The following is a 15630-nucleotide window of genomic DNA, read 5'->3' as shown; positions in this document are numbered from 1 at the left end:
ACCCGGTTTAGATCCATCAAACCGGTCTTTTTCAGGCTGATTATATACTCAACGCCCGCCAGCCTGTAGCCCGGTCAGCGTAGCGCCGCCGGGGGAATGAACGACCCATGTAGCCAAAGACGGACGAAGTGTGACGAGTATACGCGAACGGACGGGTGGAGTGACGTCCGAAAGCGTAATTCAGGCGATTCTGTTACCAGTCAGCATAGGGAACGAGCGGCTGCGGCGGCATGTCCATATCGCCCTGCCAGCCAGCGGCGGAGTAGCGGACGTAGAGCAGCGCATGGCTCGGGGTGTAATCCTTCGCCTGCTGAATATCCACCGCCGCGCCGACAAACCAGTTGCTGGTGACCCGACGCTCAACCAGCGCCCGGGCGGTATAACCAAAGCCCTGGCTGCTGCTGCCTTCTTCCGTCAGCTGACTGGCGTCAGCACGGTATTCTGAGGGGATCAAATTCAACAGCGGATAGCGCGCCTGGGTTTTGGTCCGTGAATGCGACCAGGAGACGGAGCCCCCCAGTTCCCACGACCAGTTCTCCGTGCGCTGACGCCAGGTTACCGGCACCGCGAACGAAATATACTCCTGCGGACTGTAGTAACCGCCTTGCCCCAGGGTATAACCGCTCAGGTCCTTGTCGTAGTGCCAGAGCATATTGTTCAGGCCTACCGTAACACGGCGATTATCCTCATTGATGACTTTATAGTAGTAGCCGGTCATCCAGCGCACGCGCCAGTTGTCCTCGACGTTTTTCCCCGTGAGCTGATCGACGCCCAGCGAAGACCAGACCCCGTTGGCTTCACCTTTGTCGTAGCTCAGGCTCACGCCACCGCCGTCAGCACGCACGCCGCCCCAGGTTGTCCCGGTATGGCTGCTGCTGTCTTTCTGCCCGCCAAAGGCCAGCAGCGAGCTGGAAATCGGTCGACGATGCATATTGACGGTATAGCCGATCGGCCCGAGGTCGTTGCTGTAGCTGAGTCCACCCACCACATCGACGACGTTAAAGCCCATCGGCGTAGTGCCGATATCCCCGCTCCAGGTATCGTTCTTCCAGCCCACCGCAATACTGGCCCCGCCGTCACTCTGGTTCTTGCTGCCGCTGGTACAGGCAATTTCGCCGCAGGTCCCCCAGCTCGGCGAGTAGCTACCGTCGCTGTTAGTGGAGAAACTCCCGGCGTCCATATTGACGAGGTCGGTACGGAAGAACATCCGCCCGTCGGCAAGCGGCGCATCCACGTGCAGCATGGTGGTGTGCGCTTTCAAATCGGAATAGCCGCCGGTACCGCTGGAGCCCCAATAGTCATGCTCCAGGGTTACGTTGAGATCCTGCTGACGATAGAGATCGGCAGCATCGCTGCGGACCCCACGTTTCAGCCAGTCATCGCTGCTGTCGTTGCGGGTCAGGCGGGTAAAGGTGTCGTTATCCTGCGGGCGGACAGGAGTCACACCCGCGGCCACCATCGCATCTTTGTAACTCTCCAGCGCCTGCTGCGGCTCGCCGTTTTCGGCCTGGAAACGGGCCGCATCGCGCAGTACCAGCGCGCTTTCCATCGACGGCGGCTGGGATTTCGCCTGCGGAATAATGCGCTCAAAAATCTGCTGCGCCTGGGCGGTATCGCCAAATCCTGCCGTCGCCAGGGCGATCCGCCGCTGCATATTGATGGAGTCGGTTTCGTCGCCCTTCAGCTTGCTGACCTGCGCGCGGGCAGCATTTTTATCACCCTCGGCAAGATACACTTCCGCCAGTCCCAGACGCGCATCGCCGTTGTCCGGCTCTTTACCCAGCGCGTCATTGTAGCGGGCGATCGCCGTCTGGTTATCGCCACGCTGCTGCGCCCAGTCCGCCAGCGTCAGATCGTAACGGATCAGCGGCGGCTGCTGTTTAATCAGGGCGATCGCCTGGGCTTCCTGGCCGCTATCACGCAGCTGGTTGGCCTGGCGAATCACTTTGTCGCTTTGCAGACGCGCATCCAGCTCCCGGATATTATCCGTCCATTGGCTCTGCGGCAGCGCGTTAATCTGCGCCAGCGCCCTGTCATCCTGATTATTACCGGATAAATAGAGTCCGTAGGCATACACGCGGTCGGCATCGCCAGGTTTACGGTTGACCATATCGCGCATCAGCGTATCGGCTTCCGTCTGCTGGCCTGCGCTCACTAAATCGCGAGACAGGCGGTAGGTGATCCACACGCTGTCCGGGTCAAGCGCCAGACGTCGGCGCTGAACTTCCGCCGCCTGCGCCCAGTTCCCTTTGCTCTCCAGGGCTTCGGCTTGTTTTTCTAACCGTTCATTGGCCAGGCTGCGTTCAATATCGTCGATGCTGCGGCGCTGGCTCGGCGATAGCGTAGCAATATAGGCGCTGGCTTTTTCCGGCGATTCGGTTCGATAGAGGTTAGCCAGTCCGCGGACCGCCAGGCTGTTACCGCGATCCATCCGCAGGGTACGCTGATAATAGCGCTCCGCCGCGGCCGTATCTTTGCGCGCTGCCGCTACATCGCCAAGTCCGAGAACCGCATAGCTATCGGTATTGTCGACCCGCTGCGCCTGTGCATAGGCGTTTTGCGCCTGATCCAGCTGCCCGGCTTTCAGCGCGTTATCGCCCTGCTTGATCAACAGCCAGTAGCGGTTGGTCTGCAGCAGGCTGTCCCATTTATCGCGACTCGGACTTTTGGGATCCATCGCGATCGCTTTGTTCAACTGGGCGACGGCCCGGGCTCTGTCACCACGCTGCGAATAGGCCTGACCCAGCGCCCCCACCGCGTCGCTGTCCCTGGCATCGGCCCGGACGGCCTGTTGTAAACTGGCAATCGCCTGCGCCGGGTTGTCGTTTTTCACTGCCGCCAGCCCTTCGGATCGTTCGCGGAACGCCGGATCCTGGAGCTGTGCCTGCTGCTGAGCCAGCAGCACCCGGGCATTTGCTGCCGATTCGCCGGTTTCGAACAGTGTCAGAAAACGCTGCAGCTCCTGTACGCTGCCCTTGCTGACCGGCATGTCCTTGATTTCGCTGAGCCACATATCCGCCGCAGTGCCGCGGCCGGCGGCCGAGCGCGACATCTGCTCTAAATAGGCAAACCCTTCCGCCGGCTTGTTGTCGGCAAACATCTGTTTAGCCAGTGTAGCCTGCAGATCGGGGTTACCAGGCGCTCTGGCATCCAGTTTTTTCAACTGCGCGACCGCTTCTTTATGGCGGGCCGGAAGCCGCGCTACCAGCGCCCAGTATTCGATCGCCAGCGAAGGATCGGGCGGCACGCCGCCGAACAGCTTGTCAAAAGCAGCAATGCCCTCTTCCACTCGCCCGGAGACCCCTAACAGGCGTGCCTGCTGCAGCTCCTGACGCCCGTCACTGGTGCTGAGGCTCATTTCGCTACGCGAAGATTTCAGCTCCGCGGAATCCGGGGCCACCTTCGCTAATTTTTCGAGCTGTTTTTTCGCACCGGCGGTATCGCCCTGGCGCAACAGATAGCGCATGTGCGCAGCCACATAGGCGGGATTATTCGGGTCAATCAGCTCCAGTCGGTATAAGGATTGCTTCACCAGATCTTCACGATGGCTCGCTTCACCCAGCCGGACTTGCTCCAGCAGATGTTCCTGAGCGGGCGTTGTCGCCGCCTGTACCGCCGGCAGCAGCACGATGCCCAGCGACAGCGTGATAACATTTAGTCTGAACTTGCGCATTCCTTGTTCCAGTCAGGTCGTAATTCGCCTTCCACAGAGAAGCGAAAACGATGTTGATCCCATCCCTGGCCAAAAAGAGTCAGGACCGCGTTGTAGTAGGCATCTGCGCCGGGATAGTGGTCTGCGACGCGTTGGCGTTGCACGGCCCGGATGTCATCATTTTGCAGGAACGGCAGCAGCGACGCCGAGAAGCCAACCGGGCCGTTGCCGGTGGTTTTCCCGGTAGCAATATTCACTTTCTCCGGCGGTACGCCGAGGTGAATCGTCTGCGCCTCCATCGGCGCAAAGCGGGACAGCAGCTGTGCTTTCTGTTTATCACCGTCATCCAGCATCCCGGCCCATAAATAGACCCGAATCGCGTCATAGCTGCCAATAATCGGTTTGTCGGCTTTCAGCTGCCAGCCTTTGCCTTTTTCGTAACGTACCCAGTCAGGGGAGAAGCCTTTTGGCGCCGTCTCCAGCAGCAAACGTAAGTTGCTGTCGCGCAGCGCCGGCCACGGGGCGTCAAAACGGGCAAAGTAGCTGGCCAGCTGCGGTGGAAGATAGCTAGGGTTAAAGCGCCAGCCTTTATCGTCAGCAAAGCCGACTTTTCCCGGCAGCACCATTGGACCCAGCCCAGGTACGTCCACCACTTCTTCATCGGCGATACGGGACAGCAGCGCCTTGCCCACTTCCGTGTACTGCGGCACCTGCCATAAACGCCCGGCTTCCAGTAGCGACCAGGCTATCCATAAATCGGAGTCAGAGGCCGAGTTGCTATCCAGTACCGTCCACTCTGCTTCGCTTTTCTTACCCCACAGCCAGCCCGGCAGGTGCGCACGCAGGTCGCCCTCTGCCAGGTTGTTCTGCGTCCACTGAAACAGGGTATCGAAGCTCTTGCGATCGTTGGCCGCCAGCGCAAAGAACAGCGCATAGCTTTGCCCTTCAGAGGTCGTTATTTTCCGGGCATCGCTGGGGTCAACCACGCGTCCTTCGGTGGTCACAAAATCCTTCTTAAACTGATCCCAGGCCGGCCACTGGCACGCGGCATTCACCTGCGCCGCCGCCAGCATTAACACCGACATGATTGCTCCACGTACCGCTTTCATCATGGTTTACTCGTCATCAAGATGGAGGCGACGACGGCTGACAATACGCAGCATCCGCCACAGCACCCACGCCAGCAGCACGATACTCACGGCCGCCAGAATCGCCAGCAGCACCGGATGGCTCGACAGCGCAAACCAGATGCGCTCGAACCACGGCAGGTGGCCGACATAATAAATATCGCCCACGCGCAGGCTGTTGACGCCCGATTCACGAATCACCGCGGCGGAACCAAACATCGCCGCCCGCTTACCGGTATCGTTCAGGGCGCCGTTCAGCAGTTCGTTACCGCGGGCGCTATCCGCCAGCAGCGCGACCACGCTACGTTGATCATAGTACGGCGACTGGAAGCTGATAATGGCCGCCATCGGTCCGGAAGAGGTGATATCCGTACGGGTGTTCGGCGTTCTGGCTTCGTCATCCGGGTAAATGCTCGGCAGGTCGTAGTGACGCATCGGCATTTTCACCCAGCTTTTGGTCGCTTCAACCAGCAGGTTGATTTTACTTTCGTCTTTCAGCTCGGGCGGGATCGCGCCAATCAGCAGCAGGTCGGCGTCTTTGCCCTTAAGCTTGCTGCCATCATCGGTGACCTGCATGTTGATCGCGGCGAGGCCCGTCTGGGCGCCAATACCACCAACAGAGCTCAGCAGCGTTGCCACCTGACCTTCGGTCGGCGCTTTCGGAACCACGATCAGGGTGTCGGTGAGGTCGGCCATCCGGCTATACGGGAAGCCGGCATTGGCAAAGACGCGCAGGTCCGGCATCGCGATAAAGTGGTAATACTTCGAGAAGTCGATAGTCGAGTCATCACCGATCACCACGTGGTTGCTCACCGGCTGGAAGGTAATACAGTTATCGATAGAGCCACCCGGCATCGGGTTCATGTACTGGAAATCAAAGCGCAGCTGGTTCATCGCACCCAGGCGCAGCGCCGGGATCGTCATTTCTGACTTGCCGTCCAGCAGCCCTTGCAGCACCGGCAGACGCAATATCAGTTTACTCACTTCCTGAGTACTGCTGAGGCTGAACGATTGCAGGAACTGGTCGTTGAGGCTGACATCCATGCGCGAACTGTCCTTGATCGGCGGCATGGTGTAGCGATAGTTCAGATTCATATCAATGCCGTTGGCGCGCAGCAGATAGAGATCCGGCGGCAGGTTCAACGCCACGTTGATGGAGTCCGGCACCAGACCGCTGGACTGCAGCTGCTGCTCATAGGTTTTCAGCTCGCCAAAGGTCACTTTACGGTCAGTACGTACCCAGTTCGGCGCATCGTATGGTTTACGCTCCTGCAGCTGTTTGACGCCATCGACTTCGACGCTGCTGCCACGGAACAGAATATTGCCCTGGGCGATGCCCTTGGCCGCCAGCAGCAGGTCTTTGTCATCGCGCCCGAAGACCACCAGCAGTTTGACGTAAGGGTTATTCGGGTGGTCGATCATTTCGATGGTCGGCGTCTTCACCGGCGGATGCTCACGCAGGAAGTCCGGGCGCTTGTCGTTGGTGGCAAACACGATGGCGTTGCGTTCCGGCAGCTGGTTAAACAGTACCGGGAAGGTCTGGCCACGCCAGCCTGCTTTGCTACCAAACCACGACGCCACGATTGCCGCCGCATGCTGCTGCTGTGCATCCGGCGAGGAGGCAAAGACCATCGGCAGAGTCAGCGGACGGTTGTCACGCGGATCGTAGAACGGGACCGGGAAGTGGGACAGGTCGTTACGCACCGCCAGCGCCTGATAGGTCAGATCGAGGTTACTGTTACGCCCGACGTCCAGCCACAACGTGCTGCTGGCCGGGTTCTCACAGACATCGCGATAATGGCCAACAAACTCCAGCCGCACGCGGTTAAAGTCGGTGATATACAGCGGGTCGATAGGGATCTGCGCGTTGATTTTTTTACCCAACTGCTCTTTGGTGACCGGCAGGACGCCCATCAGCTCATCGTTGAGGTACACCTTCAGCTGCGACTGCACCGGCAGTAACGACGGCGACGGCGTGTAGTCGAGATTAAGCACCGCTTTAGTCACGACTTCATCGCTGCGCATGCCAAATTCAACCGCGCCGTCAGGATGCGCGCCGCGCAGTACCATGCTGCCCGGCGCCGGGGCGATAGTGGCAAATGACAGTTTCACGTCGCGGCTCGGCACGTTTTCCACCACCACCGGCGCGGCGGCGGGATCCACCACGGTCGCCGTCGGTTGACCTTCGGCGACAACCGGCGCGGGGATCGCCAGCGGATCCGTCGCCGTAGCAGCCGGCGTTCCCGGAACGGCAGGGGCCGCCGGAGTCGGGGCTGCCGCAATCGCGGTCGTGGGTTCCGATAAAGTCGCTAAGGGATACCAGCCAGCTATTCCCACCGCTACTGCACAAATTAAAGAGAGTTTTCTTTTCATCGCATTATCATCATTGTTGAGCCATTTCTGGTTCTGAAGAGAGTATCGCTGCGGCGCGTTCAGGCCGGCGAGGAACAAACGAAACTATCCAGGCAACCAGCATGGTGAGCGAGCGGAAAATAACCTTCACCGACGGCGGGGAGAACTCCGCCAGGTGACGATATCCACGGAACCCCAGTTTCAGGATATCCAGCAGGCTTTCCATCGGTTTATCTTCCGGGAAGCTATCCTGCCAAAGCGCCCACGTATCAGCGCGGGCAAACGTACACTGTACAAAATCAATATGTTGTTGATTGGTCAGCGGCATTAACTGCAAACCAACCTCACTGCCATTCACGCGCGCGACCCGTACCGGGAAGGCATACTCCTGTTGCCCGCGTTTCAGCAGCAGTTTCACCTGCTGCCCTTCCAGCACCTGCGCCTTACCGTGAATTTTGATCCCCAGTCCGCCATCAGAATAGTCATGAACGGTACAGGAGAACAGATGACCATCTTCGCGGGCAATTGCCGCCGGCATGCTCATTTCCACGCGGTGCGAGCGTCGAACCTGCTTACTCTCCACCGATACCGCCACTGCGCCACCGAGGATAATCAGGTTGTAGAACACCCAGACAATACTGACCCAGACGGTGAGGACTTCGTTTTCCGGGCCGTAGAAATGACGCCAGATCCCCACCGCGACCCCCACCAGGTTCAGCAGCACCAGGTAGATATAGGGTCGTGAAATCACCCAGTCGACATATTCGTCTTCGACCAGGCCACCCTTCGCCGTCACGTTGAACTTGCCTTTATGCGGGTTAATCAGCGCGACAAAAGTCGGCGGCGCGATGTACCAGGCCAGGGTGGTTTCGTAGATTTCACTCCAGAAAGAGTGGCGATATTTGCCCTGGATTTTCGAGTTCGTCAGGCTGGCGTGAATCATATGCGGCAGAACGAACAACGCGATCATCAGTGCCGGGGCATAGATGATGTAGGCGTGCAGCAGGAGAAATGCCAGCGGGGCGACCAGGAAGATCAGCCGTGGAATACCGGACAGGAAGTGCATCATCGCGTTGACATAACAAATCCGCTGCGCGAACTTCAGCCCTTTACCAAACAATGGGTTATCAAGACGGAAGATCTGCACCATCCCACGCGCCCAGCGAATACGCTGGCCGATATGCGCCGACAGACTTTCGGTTGCCAGCCCGGCGGCCTGCGGAATACGCATATAGGCCGAGGTGTAACCGCGACGGTGCAGACGCAGGGAGGTGTGGGCATCTTCGGTAACCGTTTCAACGGCGATACCGCCAATTTCATCCAGCGGACCGCGACGAATCACCGCACAGGAACCGCAGAAGAAGGTGGCGTCCCACATATCGTTGCCATCCTGCACCAGACCGTAAAACAGCGTGCCTTCGTTGGGCGTTTTGCGGAATCGACCGAGGTTACGTTCAAACGGGTCCGGGGAGAAGAAGTGGTGCGGCGTCTGCATCATCGCCAACTCTTTCTCTTTCAGGAACCAGCCCATGGTCATCTGCAGGAAGGAGCGCGTCGGGACGTGGTCACAGTCAAAAATGGAGACGAATTCGCCTTTGGCGTATTTCAGCGCATTGTTGATGTTCCCGGCCTTGGCATGCTCATGGGTAGTACGGGCGATGTAGTGCACCCCGACATCTTTGGCGAACTGACGAAACTCTTCGCGCCCGCCGTCATCGAGGATCCAGATGTTGACTTTATCTTTCGGCCAGTCGATACCCTGCGAGGCATAGATGGTGTTTTTCACCACGTTAAGGTCTTCGTTATAGGTCGGCACGAAGATATCCACGGTTGGCCATTCGGCCATATCTTTTGGCAGCGGCACCGGCTGGCGATTGAGCGGCCAGACCACCTGGAAATAGCCCAGCACCAGCACCAGCCAGGCATAGGTTTCGGCAAATAACAGCACCAACCCGCACACCAGACTGACCGGATCATTCCAGTTCAACGTCGAGGTGTAGCGCCACCAGATATAGCGACAGGAGACGGTCAGCGAGAGGACAATCAGCATCAGGGCGGAGAAACGCCCCGGAATACGGCGTACCAGCAGCGCCACGCCCCACAACAGCAGCAGGAAAATAAACTGCGACAGCGGGTTAAACGGCTGCGTGATACAGAGCAGAGCCAGTATCAGCGAGAAGACCACCACCACGCCGAGGATAGCCTTACGCAGTTTCGGGTTCAGGTGCGCCAGCTCTTTTTGTTTATTCAGGTGGTTGGTTCGGGTGTTGACTCGTTCGGGAAGCGTCTCCATCCATTGCGTATAGCGCCCGTGAACGCCTTCGAGGGCGACAAAGGCCCGCCAGTTAGCCTTTTTCTCAGGTTCCGGTGCCTGCGTCACCAATAGCCACAGAGACTGCAACAGATAGCGCAGCGGATCCAACAGACGCGGGCGATGGGGATTAATATGCGGAAAATAGTCGCGATGGTTATTCAGAATGGCCTGCCAGCGTGGGGTTTCCAGCGGCATCAGCGCCCAGACGATTGACGCCCACAGGCAGCCCATCGCCGCAGCCAGCCACGAGGCGCCGTGCTGACGATAGTCACGGTAGCGTTCGCTCAGTCTTTCCGCCACCGGAGGCGCCAGCAACAAGGCGCTCAGGCGTATCATGGAGCCTCCACGCGGGCATAGTGCAGTAAACACCAGCTGGCGAGGGTCAGGATCTCTTCCGCGGCCAGCGAGTCCTGGCGATATTCACCGAGCGGCTGCTTCGACGCCAGGCACTCCGCCATCGCTTCGTCACGATGAATAGTGACAGGCAGAATACGGCGCTGGCTCTCCAGCCACAGCTGGTATAAGTCTTCCTGCAGCTGGCTACCGACACGCAGATCGTTGATCAGCACATCGCCGTTAACCGGGAGCGCCTGCTGATGCAGGCGAATATGGCAGTTGCCATCGGGATGCACCACCACCAGCGCGCGGTCGCAGGCGCTAATCAACGCGCTGGACAGCGAGGAATACCCTTCGGGTAAATCCAACAGCACCCAGCGATGGTCGCCCTGCTGCACCAGTTTTTCGACGATCTCGGCGATCGGTTCCAGCGTCGGATAGAGCGAATCAACATGCTCTCTCTCGCCTGGGGTGAGCTGACCAAATGGCAGAATATCAATATGCGAGGTATAGCGAATACCGGCATCACGCCAGTCACGTCCGTCAAGCAACGAGCGCGCCCAGCCATCCTGATGGGATGCCTCGACGTTAAAGAAAAACCGCAGCATGTTGTCCGGGCTGGCATCGACCACCAGAACCGTTTCACCAAGCAGCTGTAACGCCCAGGCCAGCGCCGCGGTAATCGACGTGGTGCCCACGCCACCGCGTATGCCCTGTAATCCAAGAATAGCCATCGGCAGCGTCCTTACTTTTTCTCTGCGAATTCAGCCAGGAGTGGCCAGCGTTTCAGCGCCGCGGCCAACTGCTCGCGCCGGGAAATGTCATGGTAGTCAATTTCAGGCAAAGAAAATGCCCGGCTTAGCGCCAGGAAATCATTTTGAAAGGTATAGCCTAGTGTGGCATCAGAAGGTCCTACAGGCTCTTTTCCCGGCATTTTACTTTCCATTCACAAATAACACATAAATAAAGCCCAGGGGCAAAAGGCTTAATCTCAAATAACCTATACCCAAAATAATTCGAGTTGCTTGTAGGCGGCAAGGCCGTAAATCCCCTGGAGCTTACTCTAGTAAGTGACTGGGGTGAACGGTTGCAGCCAACACCCAGGCAACTTGAAGGATGAAGGGTATATATATGCTAAAACTGATACCCTTTAATTTCAATGTTAGGTTTACTCTGCCGCTTTCGCTAGTAAACTATTCTAGTGTAAATCAGTTCTCGCGAGGGACGCCGTGGAAAACGTATATACTTTGGGCATTTCATCATTGTGGGATGAAGTCTGCCATATGCCCGTAGGCGGCGTATGGTGGCTTAACGTTGATCGCTACAAAGATGCGGTAAGCCTGCTCAATCAGACGCTTGCAGCACAAGATAAAGACTGCAAAGTCGCGGCCATCGTGATGGGAAATACACCGAGTAAAATCATTTCAGTCGATCCTCAGCGCGGTCCGGCAAAAATTGCGGCGTTCACCATGCCGGATAGCACAGAAGCGCTGGAAGAATTGCATCGCGATTTACTTTGTAGCCTCGATCCGGATAACTATCTCTTTATTCTGCTGGCTTCAGAAAATGCCTGGCAGAATATCAAAAAAGAACAATTATGCCGTTGGGCTGAAAAATCTCACCGATGGACCAAATATCATCATTGTTCATTGTTAGTGCTTAATTCCGGTCAGGATGTTGATAAGCAACTTTCCCCCCTGCTAAATGAATACCGGTCGCTTTCCGGGCTCGCCAGCCTGCGCTACCAGGGCGATAGTTTTTTATTTGATATTGCTTTCTGGGGCAGCGAAAAGGGAATGAGCGCGCAGCAGCAGCTGACGGTTTTACACGGCGACGACGGCTGGCACCTGGCGCAAGATGAAGAGACGCTGGTGCAACCGCGCAGCGATGAGAAGGTGGTACTGAGCAACCTGCGGGTGCTGGAAGGTGCGCCTGCGCTGTCCGAGTACTGGACGCTGTTTGATACCAACGATGCCGTCTTTAATGCCGCACGCAAATCACAGGCGGCCACCCTGCTGTTCTCCATCACCCAAAACGAACAGATTGAGCAACTGGGCCGCTATATCCATATCTTGCGTAAGCAGCGCGGCAGCGCCTTGAAAATTGTCGTACGCGAGCAGACGCCAAGCCTGCGCACCACCGATGAACGGCTGCTGTTAAGCAGCGGCGCGAATATGGTGATCCCCTCCAGCGCCCCGCTTTCCCGCTGCCTGACCTTAATAGAAAGCGTGCAGAAGCAAAAATTCACCCGCCATATTCCAGAAGAGTTTGACACCCTGCTGAGCTGGAGCCAGCCGCTCAATCTGCGCGGTTTCCAGAAGTGGGGCGATTTCTGCACGGCGGTGCACAACATCATGACGAACACCATGCTGCCTGAAGACAGCAAAGGGGTGATGGTGGCGTTACGTCCGGCGCCGGGCCTGCGGGTCGAGCAGGCGTTAACGCTGTGTCGCCCGAATCGTATGGGCGATATCATGACCATCGGTAATAACCGATTAGTGCTTTTTCTGTCGTTTTGTCGCGTGAATGACCTCGACACCGCGTTAAACCATATTTTCCCGTTGCCCACCGGCGATATCTTCTCTAACCGTATGGTTTGGTTCGAAGATAAACAGATCACCGCCGAAATTCTGTTGATGCGCGGAATCGATCCATCTCAATGGAATACGCCGTTGCCGATCTCGGTCGAGAAAAATGTCACCATCAATGCCACCCATGATGGACGCCACTGGCGACGGTTCCCTGAACCGCATCGTCTGTCCACTGACAGGGAGAAAACGTCATGATGTCCATCAGTGATATTATTCAGCTGGTCGTACTATGCGCCCTGCTTTTTTTCCCGTTGGGATACCTGACGCGCCATTACCAACGCCGTATTCGCACCACCTTACGGTTGATGTTCTTTAAACCCCGTTATGTCAAACCGGCTGGCGTCTTACGCCGGGAAGCAACAACTCAGCAAGGCAAACTGAATAAATGACGAATGAAAAAACTAACGCTACGCCGCTTCCGCTCTGGCAGTACTGGCGCGGCCTGGCCGGTTGGAATTTTTACTTTCTGGTAAAGTTTGCGCTGCTTTGGGCGGGGTATCTTAACTTTCACCCGATGTTAAACCTGGTGTTCCTCGCCTTTTTGCTGGTACCCCTGCCAAAGTACAAGCTCCACCGCCTGCGCCACTGGATTGCCATTCCCCTCGGCATTGGGCTGTTCTGGCATGATACCTGGCTGCCGGGACCGGAAAGTATCTTTAGTCAGGGTTCACAGTTAGCAGGCTTCAGCGCCGATTACATCTGGGACCTGGTGACCCGCTTTATTAACTGGAATATGGTCGGCGCCTTCTTCCTGCTGCTGGTGCTGTGGCTGTTCATCAGGCAGTGGTTGCGCGTCACGGTATTGGTCTCCGCCATTATGATCTGGCTGACCATCAGTCCGCTGCTCCCGGCCTTTACGCTGTGGCCTGCCGGCCAGCCGACAACTGCGGCCGCCACCACCGCGCGGACCAACAATAACGCCGCTTCAGCCGCCAGCACGACGGCGGCCAACGGCGATATTCCGGCGCAGACCGAACCGCCAACCTCCGCCAATTTAACCAACTGGCTGAACACCTTCTATGCTGCGGAACAGAAACGCAAAACGCCGTTCCCGGAACAGCTGCCGGCGGATGCCCAACCGTTTGACCTGCTGGTAATCAATATTTGTTCGCTGTCGTGGTCGGATATTGAAGCGGCGGGGCTGATGGACCATCCGCTGTGGAAGCACTTTGATATTGTGTTCAAAAACTTCAACTCGGCGACCTCCTACAGCGGCCCGGCGGCGGTACGTCTGCTGCGCGCCAGCTGCGGTCAGCTGTCACACTCGAACCTGTATCAACCGTCGGGGAGCGACTGCTACCTGTTCGAAAACCTGGCAAAACTCGGCTTTACCCAGCAGCTGATGCTCGGCCATAACGGTCTGTTCGGCGACTTCCTGAAAGAGCTGCGCAGCTTAGGCGGCATGCAAAGCCCGCTGATGGATCAAACCGGGCTGCCGGTAAGCCTGCAGGCCTTCGACGGTTCGCCGGTGTATGACGACTTAGCCACCCTGAACCGCTGGCTGGAAAAAGAGAACAAAGAGGGCGACGCGGCCCGAAGCGCTACCTTCTACAACATTCTGCCGCTCCACGACGGCAACCACTTCCCGGGTCAGAGCAAGACGGCGGACTACAAAGTACGTGCGCAGAAGCTGTTCGACGAGCTGGATAACTTCTTTACCGAGCTGGAAAAATCGGGCCGTAAAGTGATGGTTGTGGTGGTTCCGGAGCACGGCGGTGCGCTGAAGGGTGACAAAATGCAGGTGTCTGGCCTGCGCGACATCCCAAGCCCGTCGATCACCAACGTGCCAACCGCGGTGAAATTCTTCGGCATGAAGGCACCGCACCAGGGCGCGCCGGTCATCATTGACCAGCCGAGCAGCTACCTGGCAGTGTCTGAACTGGTGGTTCGCGCGCTGGATGGCAAGATGTTCACCGAAGATAACGTTGACTGGCAGCAGTACACCGCCGGCCTGCCGCAAAGCGCGCCGGTGTCAGAAAACGCCAACGCCATTGTCATGCAGTACCAGGGTAAACCGTACGTTCAGCTGAACGGCGGAAGCTGGGTACCGTACCCGCAATAACCTGACTCGCGGCCGCAGAGGGAAACCCTGCGGCCGCGCTTTCGCCCCCCGGTTCTTCTCCGTTCTTCCCCTTATCCAGCCCCTTGTTCTGCCCTGTCCCCGCGGCTTTGCGGTCTTCTGCGCGGTTCCCTTCGCCGTTGATGCGGGCAAAAACGCCGTGACAGCCGTCGTTTCAAAATATACGATGTATATATGAATCATTACGGAACATATATATGGGCATTGTAAAAATCACTGACCTGCTGCACGACGACATTCGCGATGCCAGCAAGGCCATGTCACGTTCGGTGAACGCGCAGGCGGAATACTGGATCCGTCTGGGCATGATGAGCGAGCTCTATCCGGAGCTGAACCATCAACAAATTAAGATGATGATGCTGAAATCCGGTTCCGACCGTTTGCTGGAGGTGATCAATGCCATCAATTCGCATTAAAACCGCCGATGAGCTTGCCAGGCAGCGCCACGCCGGGGAGCTGTTAGCCTCGGTATTTGACATGCTGGATGCCTTTATCCAGCCCGGCGTCACCACCATGGCGATTAACGATCGGGTGGAAGATTTTATCGTTAATCAGCTGCACTCCCGCCCCGCCAGCAAAGGGCAGTACGATTTTCCGTATGTGCTGAACACCTCCATCAATGAGGTGGTCTGTCACGGGATACCGAAAGAGGCGGAGCACCTGAAATCCGGGGCCATTGTTAACGTCGATATCACGCTGGAAAAAGAGGGGATGATCGCTGACTCCAGCAAAATGTATCTGATTGGCGAAGTCTCCCCGCTGGCCCGTCGGCTGGTGAAGAAAACCTACGAGGCGATGTGGAAAGGCATTCACGCCGTCAAACCCGGCGCGACCCTTGGGGATATCGGCCACGCGATTCAGAGCCATGTTGAAAGCCATGGCTACAGCGTGGTGCGAGAGTATTGTGGCCACGGGATCGGGCAGGAGATGCATGAAGACCCGCAGGTACTGCACTACGGAAAACCGGGCGAAGGCACCGTTCTGAAAGAGGGGATGGTCTTTACCATCGAACCGATGGTCAACCAGGGCGACAGCCGGATTAAGGTCAAAAAGGACGGCTGGACCGTGGTGACCCGCGATAAGAAATTGTCCGCGCAGTGGGAGCACACCGTGGCCGTCACCGCCGACGGCGTTGAAGTCCTGACGCTACGCCAGGGCGAAATTATTCCGCATTGATC

General features: G+C 57.5%; 11 protein-coding genes. 5 read left to right on the top strand and 6 right to left on the bottom strand.

Annotated features, from left to right (window positions below; genetic code table 11):
• Window positions 1-193: 193 nt before the first annotated feature.
• The 6 genes from bcsC to bcsR are packed head-to-tail and all read right to left on the bottom strand — an operon-like array spanning window position 194 to window position 10715.
• Window positions 194-3673, bottom strand: coding sequence for a cellulose synthase complex outer membrane protein BcsC (gene bcsC, locus HF679_RS19730; RefSeq protein WP_123757207.1), 3480 nt, complete (start codon window positions 3671-3673; stop codon window positions 194-196).
• Window positions 3655-4764 (bottom strand): cellulose synthase complex periplasmic endoglucanase BcsZ, encoded by a 1110-nt coding sequence (gene bcsZ, locus HF679_RS19725; RefSeq protein ID WP_187042320.1) that lies wholly within the window; start codon window positions 4762-4764, stop codon window positions 3655-3657. Before bcsZ ends, bcsC begins: the two co-directional genes overlap by 19 nt.
• Before the next feature lie 3 nt (window positions 4765-4767).
• Entirely contained in the window at window positions 4768-7152 is a 2385-nt protein-coding gene (gene bcsB, locus HF679_RS19720; RefSeq protein ID WP_187042319.1) for a cellulose biosynthesis cyclic di-GMP-binding regulatory protein BcsB, read from the bottom strand.
• Window positions 7153-7162: 10 nt separating this feature from the next.
• Complete coding sequence (bcsA, locus tag HF679_RS19715; protein WP_123757206.1) at window positions 7163-9781, bottom strand: UDP-forming cellulose synthase catalytic subunit; 2619 nt, start codon at window positions 9779-9781, stop codon at window positions 7163-7165.
• The gene (gene bcsQ / locus HF679_RS19710; RefSeq protein ID WP_123757205.1) at window positions 9778-10515 is read right to left on the bottom strand and encodes a cellulose biosynthesis protein BcsQ; all 738 of its coding nucleotides are present in this window, start codon (window positions 10513-10515) and stop codon (window positions 9778-9780) included. Before bcsQ ends, bcsA begins: the two co-directional genes overlap by 4 nt.
• 11 nt (window positions 10516-10526) lie before the next feature.
• Window positions 10527-10715 carry a cellulose biosynthesis protein BcsR gene (gene bcsR, locus HF679_RS19705; RefSeq protein ID WP_123757204.1) on the bottom strand — a complete coding sequence of 63 codons (189 nt, stop codon included), beginning with the start codon at window positions 10713-10715 and terminating at the stop codon, window positions 10527-10529.
• Between the two features lie 295 nt (window positions 10716-11010).
• On the opposite strand from bcsR, the gene bcsE reads away from it, so the two are divergent.
• From bcsE to map, 5 genes are all read left to right on the top strand, one after another.
• Window positions 11011-12567, top strand: a complete 1557-nt coding sequence (bcsE, locus tag HF679_RS19700; protein WP_123757203.1) for a cellulose biosynthesis protein BcsE — start codon at window positions 11011-11013, stop codon at window positions 12565-12567.
• A complete protein-coding gene (gene bcsF / locus HF679_RS19695) occupies window positions 12564-12761 on the top strand; it encodes a cellulose biosynthesis protein BcsF (RefSeq protein WP_123757202.1) in 198 nt (65 codons plus the stop codon). The genes bcsE and bcsF overlap by 4 nt, the downstream gene beginning before the upstream one ends.
• Window positions 12758-14434 carry a cellulose biosynthesis protein BcsG gene (gene bcsG, locus HF679_RS19690; protein WP_154144298.1) on the top strand — a complete coding sequence of 559 codons (1677 nt, stop codon included), beginning with the start codon at window positions 12758-12760 and terminating at the stop codon, window positions 14432-14434. Before bcsF ends, bcsG begins: the two co-directional genes overlap by 4 nt.
• 215 nt (window positions 14435-14649) lie before the next feature.
• Window positions 14650-14868 carry a ParD-like family protein gene (locus tag HF679_RS19685; RefSeq protein ID WP_123757200.1) on the top strand — a complete coding sequence of 73 codons (219 nt, stop codon included), beginning with the start codon at window positions 14650-14652 and terminating at the stop codon, window positions 14866-14868.
• A complete protein-coding gene (gene map / locus HF679_RS19680) occupies window positions 14849-15628 on the top strand; it encodes a type I methionyl aminopeptidase (RefSeq protein ID WP_123757199.1) in 780 nt (259 codons plus the stop codon). Before HF679_RS19685 ends, map begins: the two co-directional genes overlap by 20 nt.
• Window positions 15629-15630 lie beyond the last annotated feature (2 nt).

It is taken from the genome of Enterobacter sp. JUb54, assembly GCF_014298075.1.
Taxonomy (GTDB): Bacteria; Pseudomonadota; Gammaproteobacteria; order Enterobacterales; family Enterobacteriaceae; genus Klebsiella; species Klebsiella lignicola.
Note: the sequence above shows the minus strand (reverse complement) of the source record. Positions and strands in the feature narration are given on the sequence as shown.

Excerpts from the sequence above, each read along its gene's own strand:
- bcsF (WP_123757202.1), top strand. The coding sequence starts at position 12,564 with ATGATGTCCATCAGTGATATTATTCAGCTGGTCGTACTATGCGCCCTG.
- bcsB (WP_187042319.1), bottom strand. The coding sequence starts at position 7,152 with ATGAAAAGAAAACTCTCTTTAATTTGTGCAGTAGCGGTGGGAATAGCT.
- map (WP_123757199.1), top strand. The coding sequence starts at position 14,849 with ATGCCATCAATTCGCATTAAAACCGCCGATGAGCTTGCCAGGCAGCGC.
- bcsR (WP_123757204.1), bottom strand. The coding sequence starts at position 10,715 with ATGCCGGGAAAAGAGCCTGTAGGACCTTCTGATGCCACACTAGGCTAT.
- bcsC (WP_123757207.1), bottom strand. The coding sequence starts at position 3,673 with ATGCGCAAGTTCAGACTAAATGTTATCACGCTGTCGCTGGGCATCGTG.
- HF679_RS19685 (WP_123757200.1), top strand. The coding sequence starts at position 14,650 with ATGGGCATTGTAAAAATCACTGACCTGCTGCACGACGACATTCGCGAT.
- bcsG (WP_154144298.1), top strand. The coding sequence starts at position 12,758 with ATGACGAATGAAAAAACTAACGCTACGCCGCTTCCGCTCTGGCAGTAC.
- bcsZ (WP_187042320.1), bottom strand. The coding sequence starts at position 4,764 with ATGATGAAAGCGGTACGTGGAGCAATCATGTCGGTGTTAATGCTGGCG.
- bcsQ (WP_123757205.1), bottom strand. The coding sequence starts at position 10,515 with ATGGCTATTCTTGGATTACAGGGCATACGCGGTGGCGTGGGCACCACG.
- bcsA (WP_123757206.1), bottom strand. The coding sequence starts at position 9,781 with ATGATACGCCTGAGCGCCTTGTTGCTGGCGCCTCCGGTGGCGGAAAGA.